Annotated in this window: 12 protein-coding genes and 1 pseudogene; 2 read left to right on the top strand and 11 right to left on the bottom strand. The window is 73.4% G+C overall.

Going from position 1 to position 14180, the window contains the following annotated elements; genetic code table 11:
- The 5 genes and pseudogenes from ASL10_RS15695 to ASL10_RS16625 form a co-directional block, all read right to left on the bottom strand.
- A partial coding sequence (locus ASL10_RS15695) for an SDR family NAD(P)-dependent oxidoreductase (RefSeq protein ID WP_082460633.1) occupies positions 1-928 on the bottom strand: 928 nt, incomplete at its 3' end.
- A 69-nt stretch (positions 929-997) separates the two neighbouring features.
- A complete protein-coding gene (locus ASL10_RS16105; RefSeq protein ID WP_056049371.1) occupies positions 998-1624 on the bottom strand; it encodes a CDP-alcohol phosphatidyltransferase family protein in 627 nt (208 codons plus the stop codon).
- A gap of 200 nt (positions 1625-1824) precedes the next feature.
- Positions 1825-2259, bottom strand: coding sequence for a hypothetical protein (locus ASL10_RS16110; protein ID WP_056049374.1), 435 nt, complete (start codon positions 2257-2259; stop codon positions 1825-1827).
- Positions 2260-2448: 189 nt separating this feature from the next.
- On the bottom strand, positions 2449-3534 hold the full coding sequence (locus tag ASL10_RS16620) for an alkene reductase (RefSeq protein ID WP_056049542.1): 1086 nt from the start codon (positions 3532-3534) through the stop codon (positions 2449-2451).
- A gap of 225 nt (positions 3535-3759) precedes the next feature.
- Positions 3760-4773: pseudogene (locus ASL10_RS16625) on the bottom strand (MFS transporter); the annotation flags it as partial.
- Positions 4774-4795: 22 nt separating this feature from the next.
- On the opposite strand from ASL10_RS16625, the gene ASL10_RS14160 reads away from it, so the two are divergent.
- A complete protein-coding gene (locus tag ASL10_RS14160) occupies positions 4796-5386 on the top strand; it encodes a TetR/AcrR family transcriptional regulator (protein ID WP_056049377.1) in 591 nt (196 codons plus the stop codon).
- Between the two features lie 33 nt (positions 5387-5419).
- Here the strand turns inward: ASL10_RS14160 and ASL10_RS14165 are convergent, their stop codons facing one another.
- Entirely contained in the window at positions 5420-6295 is an 876-nt protein-coding gene (locus ASL10_RS14165; RefSeq protein ID WP_200922617.1) for an NAD(P)-dependent oxidoreductase, read from the bottom strand.
- A 39-nt stretch (positions 6296-6334) separates the two neighbouring features.
- Positions 6335-7084 (bottom strand): 1-acyl-sn-glycerol-3-phosphate acyltransferase, encoded by a 750-nt coding sequence (locus tag ASL10_RS14170; protein WP_056049380.1) that lies wholly within the window; start codon positions 7082-7084, stop codon positions 6335-6337.
- 404 nt (positions 7085-7488) lie between these two features.
- Between ASL10_RS14170 and ASL10_RS14175 the strand changes: the two genes are divergently transcribed.
- Entirely contained in the window at positions 7489-7947 is a 459-nt protein-coding gene (locus ASL10_RS14175) for a hypothetical protein (RefSeq protein WP_157485546.1), read from the top strand.
- Here ASL10_RS14175 and recQ read toward each other — a convergent pair.
- The 4 genes from recQ to ASL10_RS14195 all read right to left on the bottom strand — a co-directional run bounded on the left by recQ (position 7908) and on the right by ASL10_RS14195 (position 14093).
- Positions 7908-10016: a DNA helicase RecQ gene (gene recQ / locus ASL10_RS14180; protein WP_082460624.1), complete on the bottom strand. Its 2109-nt coding sequence runs from the start codon at positions 10014-10016 to the stop codon at positions 7908-7910. The two genes, ASL10_RS14175 and recQ, sit on opposite strands and share 40 nt — an antisense overlap.
- A 31-nt stretch (positions 10017-10047) precedes the next feature.
- Entirely contained in the window at positions 10048-11043 is a 996-nt protein-coding gene (locus ASL10_RS14185; protein ID WP_056049386.1) for a type II CAAX endopeptidase family protein, read from the bottom strand.
- A 145-nt stretch (positions 11044-11188) separates the two neighbouring features.
- Positions 11189-13477, bottom strand: coding sequence for a bifunctional UDP-sugar hydrolase/5'-nucleotidase (locus ASL10_RS14190; protein ID WP_056049390.1), 2289 nt, complete (start codon positions 13475-13477; stop codon positions 11189-11191).
- Positions 13478-13673: 196 nt separating this feature from the next.
- The gene (locus ASL10_RS14195; protein WP_056049393.1) at positions 13674-14093 is read right to left on the bottom strand and encodes a GNAT family acetyltransferase; all 420 of its coding nucleotides are present in this window, start codon (positions 14091-14093) and stop codon (positions 13674-13676) included.
- Between the last annotated feature and the right edge of the window lie 87 nt (positions 14094-14180).

A 14180-nucleotide genomic window follows, 5' to 3' on the forward strand; every position in this document is an offset into this window, starting at 1 on the left:
GGTCGGACTGCTCGGGGTCGAGGGCGTAGTCCTTGACGCCGCGACCGCGGGCGTCCTCGCGGAACGGCTCGGCCTCGGCCACGTCCTCGAAGTAGCGGGCCCCGACGCCCTCGGCGAGGGGGTGGACGGCCACGAAGACCGACGTCGCGGCCCCCTGCTGCGTCGACTTGAACGCCGGGTTGGGGGTGCCGTCCTCGTCGATCCAGCCGCGGTCGAGCATCTCCTGCTTGGGCAGGTGGCGCTGCAGCGGCGTCATGATGCCGCCCGGGTGCACGGCGTTGGCGAGCACGCCGTCGTCGGCCCAGCGCTGCGTGACGCCGACCGCGAAGAGCGAGTTCGCGGTCTTCGACTGGCCGTAGGCCGACCACGGGTCGTACTCGCGACGCTCGAACATCACGTCGTCGAACACGACGGGCGAGAAGTGGTGGCCGGTCGAGCTGAGCGACACGAGTCGCGACGGGGTGCCCGAGGCCTGGGCGCCCTCGACCAGGGCTCCTCGGAGCGCGTTCGCGAGGGCGAAGTGACCGAGGTGGTTGTTGCTGAACTGGAGTTCCCACCCCTCGGGGGTGCGGGTCTCGGGCGTGGCCATGATGCCGGCGTTGTCGATGAGCACGTCGAGCGGGCCCTGCCACGCGTCGGCGAAGGCCTGCAGGGTGTCGCGCTTCTCGAGGTCGAGGATCGCGGCACGGACGGTGCCGCCGCCGTCGCCGGTACTCTCGCGGATGTCGGCGACGGCCTGGTCTCCCTGTTCGGGGCGGCGCACGGCGAGGGTCACGTCGGCGCCGGCGGCGACGAGGGAGCGGGCGGTCTCGATGCCGATGCCGGACGCGGCGCCGGTCACGACGATGCGCCTGCCGGTCAGGTCGAGGCCGTCGACGACCTCGTCCGCGGTGGTGGCGGCGCTGAAGGGGGTGGTGATGCGAGTCATGGGGTCGACGCTACGCCCGGGCCCCGGGCGGGCGGTCAGTCCCTGGACGGGCGGTCGGACCCCGGACCGTCAGGCGGTACGGCGGGCGCGACGGGTGCGGACGAGTGCCGCGGCGTAGAGGACGGCGGCGACCCAGTGACCGACGAGTCCGGCCCAGAGCACCACGAGGCCGATCGTGCGGGCGACGGCACCGGCGTCGGCGAGCGGGGCCGACGACGCGCCTCCCGATCCGCCGAACTGGTCCACGACCGCGGCCGCGACCAGCACGAGCAGCAGCCCGACGAAGATGAGAGCGGTGCGGATCTTGCCGACCCACGTCACCGGGAACGAGGCCCCGGCCAGCACGAACAGGGCGTAGGCGCTCAGCAGCAGATCGGGCACGAGCAGCAGCGGCAACACCGGCCACGGCACGAGACCGCCCGCGACGAACGCGATGACGACCACGATCACGGTGATGCGGTCCGCCACCGGGTCGAGCCACCGGCCGAGCTCGGAGGTGGTGTTCGTCCGGCGGGCGATGAACCCGTCGAGGAAGTCGGTCACGAAGACGACCGCGATGACGACCATCGCCGACCAGTAGTGCTCACCCACGATCAACACGAGGAACACCGGCAGCAGCAACAGCCGGGCCGCCGAGATGGCGTTGGGCACGGTGCGCCATTCGTCCTGTCGGAACAGCTTGTCGACGAGCGTCACGGGGCCCCCTCTGCACGATCGCGCGGACCGTCGGTGCCGGTCGCACCGATCACACCCGAGGAGGCGCGGGTCGCGCCCCCGAGATCGCCTCGAGTCTACGGGTGCCCCGCTCCCGACCCGAGGACGCCTCCGCCGTCCGGCGGTGCCGTCACGCGGTGCCGTCAGGCGGTGCCGCCAGACGGTGCCGTCAGGCGGTGCCGTCAGGCGGTGCCGTAGAGGGCGGCGGGCAGCTCCCGCGTGAAGATCTCGGCCGTCTTCGGGCCGACGCCCTTGAGGTCGGTGAGGCGGCGGGTCAGCTCGGCACGGTCGGCCGACGACCGCACGAGGTGGTTCACCGACCCCCAGTCGGAGTCGATGCGCCCCATGACCTCGTGCAGCTCGTCGCTCATCACGTGGTCGATGCGGGCGTAGCCGGCCTCGTCGAGCAGACGGCGCAGCCCCTCGTGGTCGTGCTCGGCGAAGCGTGCGGGGCTCGTCAGCCCGTGGTCGACGAGCACCTGGTAGGTCTCGGCGGCCACGCTCTGCTGCACGGGCCGGCCGAACAACACGCTCGCGAGCAGCCAGCGGTACAGCTGCTGCGGCGAGCCCTCGCTCACGTCGATCCCGAGGTCGGACGGGTGCTTCACGTCGGTCATGCCGTCCTGTCTACGCCGGGTGCGCGGCGCGGGTGACGCGACCCGCGCCTCCTCGGCTCGCCGTGCGCCGGCGGCCGCGCGGGTCGGCCGCACGGGCCGGCCGAACGACGACGGACCCCGCCCCGGGCGACCGACCACGGGAGGACGTGGTGGGTCGCCCGGGACGGGGTCCGCGGTGCGGGCGCCGGACTAGCGCGCGGCGCGCTCCAGCGTCGGGTAGTCCGTGTAGCCCTCGGCACCCTCGGCGTAGAACGTGGCGGGGTTCGGCTCGTTGACCTCGTGGTCACCCTGCCACCGCTCGACCAGGTCGGGGTTGGCGATGGCGAAACGGCCCACGGCCACGGCGTCGGCCTGGCCGTCGGCGACCTCGGCGATGGCCTCGTCGCGCGTGGTGATCTGACCGAAGCCGCTGTTGACGATGAAGGCACCACCGAAGCGCGTGCGGAGGTCCTGGACGAGCTCGCCGCGCAGGTCGGCCTGCAGCACGCTGAGGTAGGCGAGGCCGAGCGGCGTGAGGCCCTCGACGAGCGCACGGTAGACGGCCGTCACGTCGGCGACGTCGGTCTCGACGACGTCCTGGATGTTGTGCATGGGCGACAGGCGGATGCCGACGCGGCCGGCACCGATCGCCTCGGCCACGGCGGTCGCGGTCTCGATCGCGAGGCGGGCGCGGTTCTCGGGGGTTCCGCCGTACTCGTCGGTGCGGACGTTCGAGACGGGCGAGAGGAACTCGTGCAGCAGGTAGCCGTTGGCGCTGTGGATCTCGACGCCGTCGAGCCCGGCCTCGAGCACGGCGCGCTTCGACGCGGCGACGATGTCGGCCGTGACCTGGTGGACCTCGTCGGTCGTGAGGGCGTGCGGCACGGGGAAGTCGACCTTGCCGGTGGCGGTGTGCACCTGGCCGTCGATGGCGATCGCGCTGGGGGCGACGATGCGGTCGGTGCGCGTGATGTCGGTGTGCGAGACACGACCACCGTGCATGACCTGCATGACGATCTGGCCGCCCTCGGCGTGGACGGCGTCGGCGACGCGCTTCCAGCCGGCGACCTGCTCGTCGGTGACGATGCCGGGCTGACCGTCGTAGGCCTTGGACTCCTGCGAGGGCCAGGTGCCCTCGGTCGTGATCAGACCGAAGGAGGCGCGCTGACGGTAGTGCTCCACCACGACGTCGCCCGGAACGCCGTCGTCACCGGAGCGGAGACGGGTGAGGGGCGCCATGACGAGGCGGTTGCGCAGCTCGAGCTGGCCGAAGGTGGCGGGAGAAAAGAGGTCCAAGGGTGGTCCTTCCGAACGGTGACGCGCCCTCGGGCGGGGGCGCTCGTGAGGCAACGCCCCCGCTGCACGATGCATTCCCCGGCCTGCGAGGCCCGGGAGGGCGGCGAGGAGGGCGCCGAGGGCTGCCACGGCGAGGGCCGCGCCGTAGCCGCCGGTCCCGACGAGCGCGCCCAGGACGACGGCCCCCACGGCCTGGCCCAGCACCAGCAGCACGAAGAGCAGGGCCGTCCCGCTCGCGGCCCGCTCGGCGTCGATCTCGGCCGTCCAGGCGATCAGCGCACCCGTCGCCGCCGTGTAGGCCCAGCCGAAGGCCGCGCAGGCCACGAACGCCACCGGCACGACGCCCGGCAGGGTCGCCAGCCCGGCCGTGCCCGCCGCCATCACGGCCAGCGTGAGCGTCCAGACCGCCCCGGGGGCCAGGCGCGCCAGCGGTCGGGCGGTGGCGATGACGGCGGTGCCGCCCGCGCCGAGGCAGACCCAGGCCCCGACCGACAGCTCGGCCGCCACCCCGGCGTCGACCAGCAACGTGCGCCCGAAGTTCCAGACCCCGGCCGAGGCGGCACCGGCGAGCAGCGCCGCGACCAGCACCCACCGGTGGTCGACGAACCACGACGGCGGAGGCAGGAGGTCGCGCCCGACCGAGGTCGTGGCACCCGTCGCGTCGCTCGGTCGAGCCACGGAGCCGCGGTGGTCGAGCACGAGGACGGCCCCGGCCGCGACGATCGCTCCCCCGACGGCCGCCCACCACGCGAGTCGCCAGTCGGGCAGCACGGCGGACGCCAGGAGTCCCGCCGCCACGAGGCCCGGGCCCGTCCCGGCGTTGACGACCGTCTGGCCGCGCGCCTGCCGTCCGTGCTCGAGACCGCGCTGCAGGAGGCGCACCAGGGCCGGCGACGCGAGGCCGGCCCCGGCCGAGCTCAGCACGGCCGCGAGCGCGAACGGCACCACGTCGGGCGCGAGGGCCATGCCCGCGGCACCGATCGAGGCCGCCGCACCCGCCGTGACGACGAGGCCTCGTGGGTGCCGGGCGGACGCCGCGAACCCCGCCACCGCGCCGGCGACGTAGGCGAGCGATCCGCCCGACGAGATCAACCCGGCGACGCCGGCGTCGAACCCGAGGTCGGCCTGCGTCTCGGGCAGGTAGAGCCCGTAGGCGAGGCGGACCAGGCCGTAGGTCACGGCGATCAGGGCCGTGCCGGCCGCGACGAGCCCGGAGCCATTCGAAAACGTACGTTTCATTTTCACAGCCTAAGCTGTCCGCATGCCCCTGCGCCCGGCCAGCGAGAAGAAGATCCTCGACGCCGCCGACGACCTGTTCTTCACGAACGGCATCGCCGCGACGCCCGTCGACGCCGTCCTCGCCCGCGCCGGCGTCTCGGCCGCGACGATGTACCGCGGCTACCGCAGCAAGGAGGCGCTGGTCGCCGCAGCGCTGACCCGTCGCCACCACGACTGGCTCGCCACCTGGGACGCCGCCGTCGCCCGGTGCGACGAGGCCGGCCCGCGCCTCCTCGCGGTCTTCGACGCGTTGGACGACTTCCGGTCCCGCCCGACGGGGGCACGCTGGTGTGCGTTCCTGGCCTCGGCGGCCGAGTACGTCGATCCGCCCGCCGACGTCGCCGAGGCCGTGCGGCTCGACACCGAGACGCTGCGGACGCGACTCACCGACCTGGCACGCCCGCTCGTCGGCCCCGAGGCCGAGGGGCTCGCCGAACGCCTGCTGCTGGTGGTCACCGGCGACCTCGCCATGCGACTCCGCGAGCCCGACCGCGACACGACGACGGGCCGGGCCGTCGCGGCGTCGCTCATCTACGCCGCCGGCGCCACCGGCGCCCCGAGCCCCGGCCGCTGAGACCCTCCTGCGCGCACGAGGGTCTCGGCGGTCCTAGCGGGTCTCGGCGGAACCGTCCCGGTCGAAGCCGGTGCGGACCGCGGCGATGTCGTCGCCGCCGTGCCCCCGGTCGGCCGCCGTCGCGTAGACGCCGGACAGCGCCTCGAGCAGACCGGTGTCGAAGCCGGTGCCCTGGGCGGCCTCCTGCATGAGGTCGAGGTCCTTGCGGATGCCGTCGAGCGCGAACTGGGCCGGGTAGTCGCCGGCGATCATCGTCGCGCCCTTGAGGTGCGCGTACGGGGTGTCCGACTGGCCCCCGTCGATGGCGTCGAGGAAGAGCTGCGGGTCGAGGCCCAGGGCCTCCGTGAGTGCGAGCGACTGGGCCGTGGCGGCGGTGATCGTGGCGATCCACGCGTTGGCGGCGAGCTTCAGCGCCGTGCCCTGTCCGACCGTGTCGCCCGCGACGATCGTCTTGGAGCCCATGGCGTCGAGGACCGGACGCACGGCGTCGAGCAGGGCGTCGTCGCCGGCGGCCAGCATGACGAGCTTCCCCGTCGCGGCCGGCTTCTTCGTGCCGAGCATCATCGCCTCGACGAGCCGGAGCCCGTGCCCGTCGGCCGTCCGGACGACGCGGGCCGTGTCGGCCTCGCCGATGGTGCTGGCCTGCACCCACACGGTGTCGGCACCGCTCGCGTCGGCGGCCTCGTCGAGGACCTCGAGCACGGCGTCGCCGTCGAACAGCACGGTGACGACCACGTCGGCGCCCTCGACCGCCTGCCACGCCGTGTCGGCGACCGCGGCACCGTCGGCGGCGAGCGGCTCGGCCTTCGACCTCGTGCGGTTCCAGACCGTGACGTCGAACCCCTCGCGCAGCAGTGTCCCCGCCACGCCCTGACCCATGATGCCCGTCCCGAGCACTGCGACCTTCATGGCTCAGACGCTACGCCCGGGACGCGCGAGCAGCGCGGCTCAGTCGAGCGGATCGGGCCCGACGGGGTCGGGCCGCATCGCACGCCGCACCCGCGCGACGACCGACGGCGCGGGCGGATCGTTGTACGCGCCCGCCTCGACCTGGCCGCTGAGACGCTGGACGGCCGCCATCACCTCGTCGGTGGCGTGGCGACGAGCCCGACCCGACTTCGCCTCCCCGTGGTGCGAGAGGTCGATGGGCTCGCCGAACTCGACGGTGACCTTCCGGAGGCGCGGGAGGCGCGTGCCCACCGGCTGCAGTTCCTGCGTCCCCGTCAGGGCGACCGGCACGACCGGGGCCCCGCTCGTGAGCGCGAGCCAGGCGACGCCCGTCCGGCCGCGGTAGAGCCGCCCGTCGAGGGAGCGCGTCCCTTCGGGGTAGATCGCGAACGCGTCACCGTCCGTCAGCTTGCCGAGGCCCAGGTCGAGGGCGTGCTGCGCGGCGGACCCGGCCCCTCGCTCGACGCCGATCGCACCGATGCCGGTGAAGAAGGCCCGCGACGCCCGACCTTTGAGACCCGAGCCGGTGAAGTAGGCGTTCTTCGCGAGGAACGAGACCTGACGGGGTGCCATGAGGGTGATCACGACGCTGTCCATGAACGAGAGATGGTTGCTGGCCAGGATGACGGCGCCGCGCCGCGGGACGTTGCGGCGCCCGATCACCCGGGGGCGCCAGACCGCGCGCACCAGGGGTGACAGGACCGAACGGCTGAGGGTTGTGAGCACGCTCCACTGTGCCCGACGCCACATTCCCCGAGGCGCATGGCTCGCCTGTGCGCCTCACCCGGGGGCCCTCGGCACCCACCCGCACCACCCGATTCGGGGAACAACGGGTGTCCCCCTCAGGGAGGATTGCCGCCGCCGGAGCCGCGGCCTATCGTCGGAGACCGACCGAAACGGGACGCTCGTCCGGTTCACGACCCTCCGACGAGTCCTCGTCGGGGGATCGACCCGAGACCCGGGGCGAGCGCCGCGACGCACCGCCCGTCCCCGTGGGCCGTGGTCCGGCCGGGCGGACGGCCCCCCGCGCTCCGGCTCCGACAGCCGGGGACGACCCCGGACGGCCCGAGGCGCCCCGAGTCCCCCGAGCGCCCCGCCGCATCCCCCGACGACAGCCCCGACGACCCGAGAGGACCGCCTTGGACGACGAGACCATGACCACCCGCCCTTCGCGCCTGCCGGTCGTCTTCGGCGCCACCGCGCTGATCTCCACCTACTTCGCCGTCGCCAGCATCGTCGGCGCGGGCACCTCGGTCGGCGTCGGTCTCACCGCGACGGTCGTGGCGACCGGGCTCTACGTGCTGTCGGCGGTCGTCTGGCTCGCGCTCGTCGTCGTGGCGGTCTCGTCGGTCCGCCGGACGCGACGGGGCGCTGCGCTCGACCGGACGAGCATGCGCTTCATCGGGTTGGCACCCCCGGCGGGCGGGGCCGTGCTGCTCGCGGCGGCCTACGTCGCCCGCATGAACGGACAGCCCTTCTTGGGCGGGTTCTCGGCCATGGTGATCACGACGGTCGCGCTGGTCGTCCTGTCGCAGGCGTTCCCGCTGCTCGGCTTCGGCCCGTCGACCCCGGGTCAGCGCCAGTCGTCGGGCGGCGGCGGGGCGTCGTCGTAGGGGTCGTAGGGAGCGTCGGCCGGCACGTCGTAGAGATCGTCGGCCGGCACCTCGGGCACCTCGTCGACGGCGGGCGGCGCGGCACGGCGGGCACCACGAGCGGGGGCGGTCGAGGTCGCCCGGGACGAGCGGGGCGTCGTGCCGGCCGGCGCCGACGCCGTCGTGGACGACCCGACGGCCGCCGCCTCGGCCGGTGCGGTGCCGCCCACGACGGCGAGCACCTGCTGACCGTAGGTGTCGAGTTTCTTCTGGCCGACACCGCTGATGCCCGCGAGCTGATCGAGCGAGGTGGGCCGTTCGGATGCGATGCCCCGCAGGGTGACGTCGCCGAACACCACGTAGGCCGGGACGCCCTGCGCCCGGGCCACGCCGGCACGCCACTCGCGCAGCGTCTCGAACAGGGCGGCGTCGTCACCCGTCAGCTCGGCGGCACCCCGCGAGGAGCCGCGGCCCGACGAACCCGACCCGCTCCGCGCTCGGGCCGAGCGCGCCGGACGGTCGGGCTCGCGCCGCAACCGGACGGTGCGACCGCCCGAGAGCACCTCGCCCGCCGCGTCGGTGAGCAGCAGGGTGCCGTAGCCGTCGGGCGAGACCGCCAACACCCCCTGGGCCAGCAGCTGCCGGACGACGCCCCGCCACTCGACGTCGTTCAGCTCGGTGCCGATGCCGAAGGTGGACAGCTGCTCGTGGCGGTTCTGGAGGACCTTGGGGGTCGACTTGCCGACGAGGATGTCGACGATCTGGCCCGCGCCGAACTGCTGGTTGCGCTCTCGCTTCAGCCGGACGACCGTCGAGAGGAGCTTCTGGGCGGGCACCGTGCCGTCGAGCGACTCGGGCGGCGAGAGGCAGGTGTCGCAGTTGCCGCAGGCGGTGCTCGCCTGACCGAAGTAGCCGAGCAGCTGCACCCGTCGGCACTCGACCGTCTCGCACAGGGCGAGCATGGCGTCGAGGTGGGCGCCGAGCTTGCGGCGGTGCTCGGCGTCGCCCTCGGACTGGTCGATCATGCGCCGCTGCTGCACGACGTCTTGCAGGCCGTAGGCCAACCAGGCCGTCGAGGGCAGGCCGTCGCGGCCGGCCCGGCCGGTCTCCTGGTAGTAGCCCTCGACCGACTTGGGCAGGTCGAGGTGCGCGACGAAACGGACGTCGGGCTTGTCGATGCCCATGCCGAAGGCGATGGTGGCGACCATCACGATGCCCTCGTCGCGCAGGAAGCGCGCCTGGTTGCGTGCCCGGGTCTGCGCCTCGAGGCCCGCATGGTACGGCAGCGCCGGGATGCCCTGCTTGACCAGGAACTCGGCCGTGCTCTCGACCGACTTGCGGGACAGGCAGTACACGATGCCGGCGTCGCCGTCGTGCTCGGTGCGGATGAACCGCAGCAGCTGCTGCTGCGGGCCGTCTTTCGCCTCGATGCGGTACTGGATGTTGGGCCGGTCGAAGTCGGCGACGAAGTGCTTCGCGTCGTCGAGCTCGAGGCGGCGTGAGATCTCGCGGTGGGTGGTCTCGGTGGCCGTCGCCGTCAGCGCGATGCGCGGGACGTCGGGCCAGCGCTCGTGCAACACCGACAGCTCGAGGTAGTCGGGACGGAAGTCGTGCCCCCACTGCGCCACGCAGTGGGCCTCGTCGATGGCGAAGAGCGAGACGTGGCCCCGGTCGAGCAGCGACTTCGTGGACTCGAGCTTGAGCCGCTCGGGCGCGAGGTAGAGCATGTCGAGCTCGCCCGCGACGAACGCCTGCTCGACCGCACGACGACGGTCGGGGTCTTGCGTCGAGTTGAGGAACGCCGCCCGGACGCCGACGGCCTCGAGGGCGTCGACCTGGTCTTGCATCAGCGCGATGAGCGGCGAGACGACGATGCCCGTGCCGTCGCGGACGAGGGCGGGCACCTGGTAGCAGAGCGACTTGCCGCCACCCGTGGGCATGAGCACGAGGGCGTCGCCGCCCTGGACCACCTGGTCGATGATCTGCGCCTGCTGTCCACGGAACTCGTCGTAGCCGAACACCCGGTGCAGCACGTCGACGGCTGCGGTGGGAGCGTCGGGAGCCAGGGCGGGCGAGGCGGTGGTGGTCACGCGTCGAGTCTACGAGCGGCCGCCGACGCGGTCAGTCGACCCGCGCCTCCTGGGGACGGTCGTCGGTCGGACGGGCACCGGGGACGAGGGGTTCGCCCGGCGCGGGAGCGCCGGGCACGAGAGGAGCGCTGCGGACCGTCACGAGCCCGGCGCGTCGGGCCGCCCGCAGCACGAGCCACACGTAGAGCGGCGTCGAGACCAGCGTCACCGCCAGGGCGAGGGGGCTGCCGTCGCTCGACTCGACGCCCGCGAAGGGGGCCGACAACAGGAAGAGCACGGTGTTGTTGAGCACGTGCGCGACGATCGCCGCCTCGAGCCCGCCGGTGCGCCAGGTCAGGTAGGCCGCGGCCACGCCGAACACGGCGACGTCGAGCATGCCCCACGCGTTGTAGTCGTGGCCGAACGCGAACCCGACCGTGGGCAGGACGATCGCCGCGATCGGGTACCTCGACCACGAGCCGATCGTCTGCAGGGCGAGCCCGCGGAACGCGTACTCCTCGGCCGTCGCCTGGAGCGGCGTGACCACGAGGATGACCACGACCGCCCAGACGAGGGTGTCGGCCGGCGTGGTGACCGGGCCGGTGCCGATCGGTTCGCCCGACAGCGGGGGCACCACGACGTAGCTGAGCCCCACCGTCAGGGCCATGAACGCGAGGGCGGGCACGAGGCATCGCACGAGCCACCGCCAGCGCAGCCGCCCGGCGACGCTCGAGAGGCTGCCGACCGCGCCGGGGCCGACGATCAGCGTGCCCAGCATGATGGCCGGCAGCATGACCGCGATCGAGGCGAGCGTCGTGAAGAGCACGAGCGGGTCGGCGGCGGCCAGGGCGTCGCCCTCGATGCCGCGCTGCAGACGTTCGGCGGCGGCGGTGCCGCCCACGGCCGTGGTCACCCCGAGGACTGCCACGTAGACCACGACCGACGCGAGCAGGTACGTGACGGCCGCCACGACGGCCGCCAGCAGCGGTTTCCACCACCGGTACGAGGGCAGGGAACGGAAGAGGCGGTGGTACGCGAACGTCGTCACCCGACGAGCGTACGGGAGGCGCGGTGCCGGTCGGTCGTGCCGCCGTCGCCTCCGCGCCGCCGCGCGATGGTCGCACCACGAACGGAACGTCGCACCACGGGATTCCGTGGTGCGACGTCCGGTCGGTGGTGCGATGTCGGGGGCGTCAGCCCTCGGTGGGCGTCACCGTCGCGCGGAGGCGACGGCGGCGGGCGACGACCAGCGCCGAGCCGCCGGCCAGCATCAGGGCGAGCCCGGCGAGGGCCGCGAGACCCAGGCCGTCCTGGCCGGTGAAGGCCAGCGAGCCGTCGGCGTTGCGGACCGTGCCGGCGGGCGTGGTGCCCGGACCCGAGCCGGGGGTGGTGCCGGGCACGGTGCCGCCGGGGGTCGTGACCGGAGGCGTGGTGCCGGGGTCGGTCGGCGGGACGACCACGGGAGCGGCCGCCGCGGCGAAGACGACCGGGACGGACGCCGTCGTGCCGGTGCCGGCGACCGAGAGCACGACCTGACGCGTGACCGGTCCGGCAGCGGGAGCGGTGATGCCCTCGGGGACGACGAAGGTCACCGTGGCACGACCCTGTTCGTCCGAGTTGTCGAGGATGGTCTCGTCGATCGGGGCCGAGGCGAGCTCGACGCCGTCGAGCGTCGCGGTCACGGTGCCCGACGCGTCCGCGGCGGCCTGCTGCAGGACGAGCGACGACAGGGTCATCGACACGGTGTCACCGGCGGCGAACCCGCCGACGGGCGCAGCGGTCAGCCCCGAGACGCCGACCGAACGCGAGGCGAAGTCGGGGTCGGACGGGTCGCCGGCCTGGGCGTCGAAGTACTCGAGCTGGCTCTGCAGGTCGACCTTGCCGCTGTCGGCGTGGGCGCGACCGTTGGCGAAGGCGGTGAACCCGTCGCCACCCGAGGCGAGGAACGAGTTGACCGTCACCTTGTAGATCGTGGCGTCGTCGACGGCCACGCCGTCGAGCGAGACGGCCGCGATGCGCGAGCCCGCCGCCGCGGTGGGGTCGTACGTGTAGGTCAGACCCTCGGACGTGCCGAGCTTCAGGGTGCTGGTACGGCCGGCGGTCGGCCACTGCTGTTCGAGCACCTGGCGGATCTCGGCGCCGGTCATGTCGACCACGACGAGCGTGTTGGCGAAGGGCTGCACGGCCGCGGCGGCCTTGTACGTCACGTCGCCGTCCGGCGCCACGAAGGGCAGGTCGTCCCGCAGGCCGCCCGGGTTCATGAAGGCGAGCTGGGCACCGCTCGCCGTCGTCGACGACAGCTGGATGTCGGCGACGAAGTTGCCGAGCGTCGACTCACCGGCCCGGTTCGAGACGGGGAGGCCGTTGGCGTCCGGGTTGGCGTTGTAGGCCCGGTTGAAGGAGTCGCTGATCGAACCGATGACCTCGGCCCCCCGCTCGGCGGCGACGTCGACGGCCGAGGCGACGATGGCCTGGACGGTGGGGTCGGGCGTGAAGGCACCGTAGAGCGGCACCAGACGGTGCGAGGCGATGGTCACGCGGTCACGGAAGGCGGTGGCGGCGGGGTCGACCGTCATGGTCACCCGGGCGAGGTTCGTCCCGTAGCTGCCCGTCTGCACGACGGCACGCTGCGGGCCGCCGTCGGACGGCGAGACGAGGTAGTCGTAGCCCTGGTGGGTGTGTCCCGAGAAGATGGCCGACACGTCGCCCGAGACGCCGCGGGCGATCTCGCCGAACGCGTTGTCGCCGGTGACGGAGTCGAGGCTGCCGGTCTCGGCGCCCTCGTGCAGCAGCAGGACGATGGCGTCGGCCGCGTCGGCCGCGACGATGTCGTCCGCGACGGCGTTGACCGACTCGACGACGGGGGCGAAGGTGAGCCCCTCGATGCCGGCCGGGCTGACGAGCGTCGGCATGGTCTCGGTCAGCGCGCCGATGAACGCGACGCGGACGCCGCCGATCTCCTCGACGACGTAGGGGTCGTAGGCGGGCGTCCCGTCGCTCCGGAGGATGTTCGCGTTCACGTAGGGGAACTCGCTGTTCGCCCGGACGCGGCCGTTGAAGTCGTCCTGGCCCTTGTCGAACTCGTGGTTGCCCGGCGTGCTGACGTCGAGGCCCATGGCGTTCAGGGCGTCGAGGGTCGGCTCGTCGTCCTGGATGAACGAGGTGAACGTCGAGGCGCCGATGTTGTCGCCCGCCGAGACGAAGAGCGTGTTGGGGTTCTGCGCCTCGACCGACTTGACGGCGCCCGCGAGGACGGCCGCGCCGGCGATGGAGGCGCGAGCACCGGGGGCGTCGGCCTCGAGTCGACCGTGGAAGTCGTTGATGCCGACGAGGTCGATCGTGACCGGGACGGCCTGGGCCGGTGCCGCGGCGACCAGGCCGAGCAGCAGGGTGCCGGTGGCGACGGACGCGAGGGCCGCACCGCGGACTCGCCGCCGGCCTCCCGTCGGGACGGACTCGGATGACGGGGGGCTGATGCGCATGGGCGTCGGTGCTCCTGGAGAAGACGGTTCGGGCGGGACGGCACCCCCCGACAGGGGGCACACCACACGACCCTAAGTTCTCGCTGGGTGCCCGACAAGAGTCCGCCGAAGATCGTCACATGTTGTTCATCCGACGCCGCGAGGCCGAGCGACGGGCCCGCCGAGGGGCTCCACCGGAGCCTCCGGACACCGCGCCTCAGTCGGCGATCAGCCGCTTGCCCATGCCGAACGCGTCGTCGACCGAGTACCCCAGGTGTTCGTACAACGCCCGTACCCGCTCGTTGCCGGTGCGCACCTGGAAATTGGCCTTCGGGCATCCCAGCGCCTCGAGCGACCGCTCGACCTCGGCCATGAGCTGCCGGCCGAACCCCTCCCCCTGGCGATCGGGCTCGACCGCGACGTAGTACACCCAGCCGCGATGGCCGTCGTACCCGGCCATCGCGGTCGCGACCAGCGCCTCCTCGTCGTCGACGCCGACCAGGAACAGCTCGCGCTGCACGGTCAGCTTGCGTTCGATGTCGCGTCGCGGGTCGTTCCACGGGCGGGTCAGCCCGCAGCGCTCCCAGAGCGCCACGACGGTCTCGGTGTCGGCCTCGTCGAAGGGTCGGATCTGCATGCACCGACCCTGCCAGACCCGACGGGACGAGGAGGCGCGGTGCCGGTCGCCACCACCCCGCACCCCCTCAGGGCCCTCGCGTTAGGG

The organism is Frigoribacterium sp. Leaf8 (assembly GCF_001421165.1).
Taxonomy (GTDB): Bacteria; Actinomycetota; Actinomycetes; order Actinomycetales; family Microbacteriaceae; genus Frigoribacterium.

Bases quoted from the DNA above. Each gene is read 5' to 3' on its own strand.
- ASL10_RS16110 (WP_056049374.1), bottom strand. From the start codon at position 2,259: ATGACCGACGTGAAGCACCCGTCCGACCTCGGGATCGACGTGAGCGAG.
- ASL10_RS14160 (WP_056049377.1), top strand. From the start codon at position 4,796: ATGCCCCTGCGCCCGGCCAGCGAGAAGAAGATCCTCGACGCCGCCGAC.
- ASL10_RS14165 (WP_200922617.1), bottom strand. From the start codon at position 6,295: ATGAAGGTCGCAGTGCTCGGGACGGGCATCATGGGTCAGGGCGTGGCG.
- ASL10_RS14170 (WP_056049380.1), bottom strand. From the start codon at position 7,084: ATGTGGCGTCGGGCACAGTGGAGCGTGCTCACAACCCTCAGCCGTTCG.
- ASL10_RS14175 (WP_157485546.1), top strand. From the start codon at position 7,489: ATGACCACCCGCCCTTCGCGCCTGCCGGTCGTCTTCGGCGCCACCGCG.
- ASL10_RS14190 (WP_056049390.1), bottom strand. From the start codon at position 13,477: ATGCGCATCAGCCCCCCGTCATCCGAGTCCGTCCCGACGGGAGGCCGG.
- ASL10_RS14195 (WP_056049393.1), bottom strand. From the start codon at position 14,093: ATGCAGATCCGACCCTTCGACGAGGCCGACACCGAGACCGTCGTGGCG.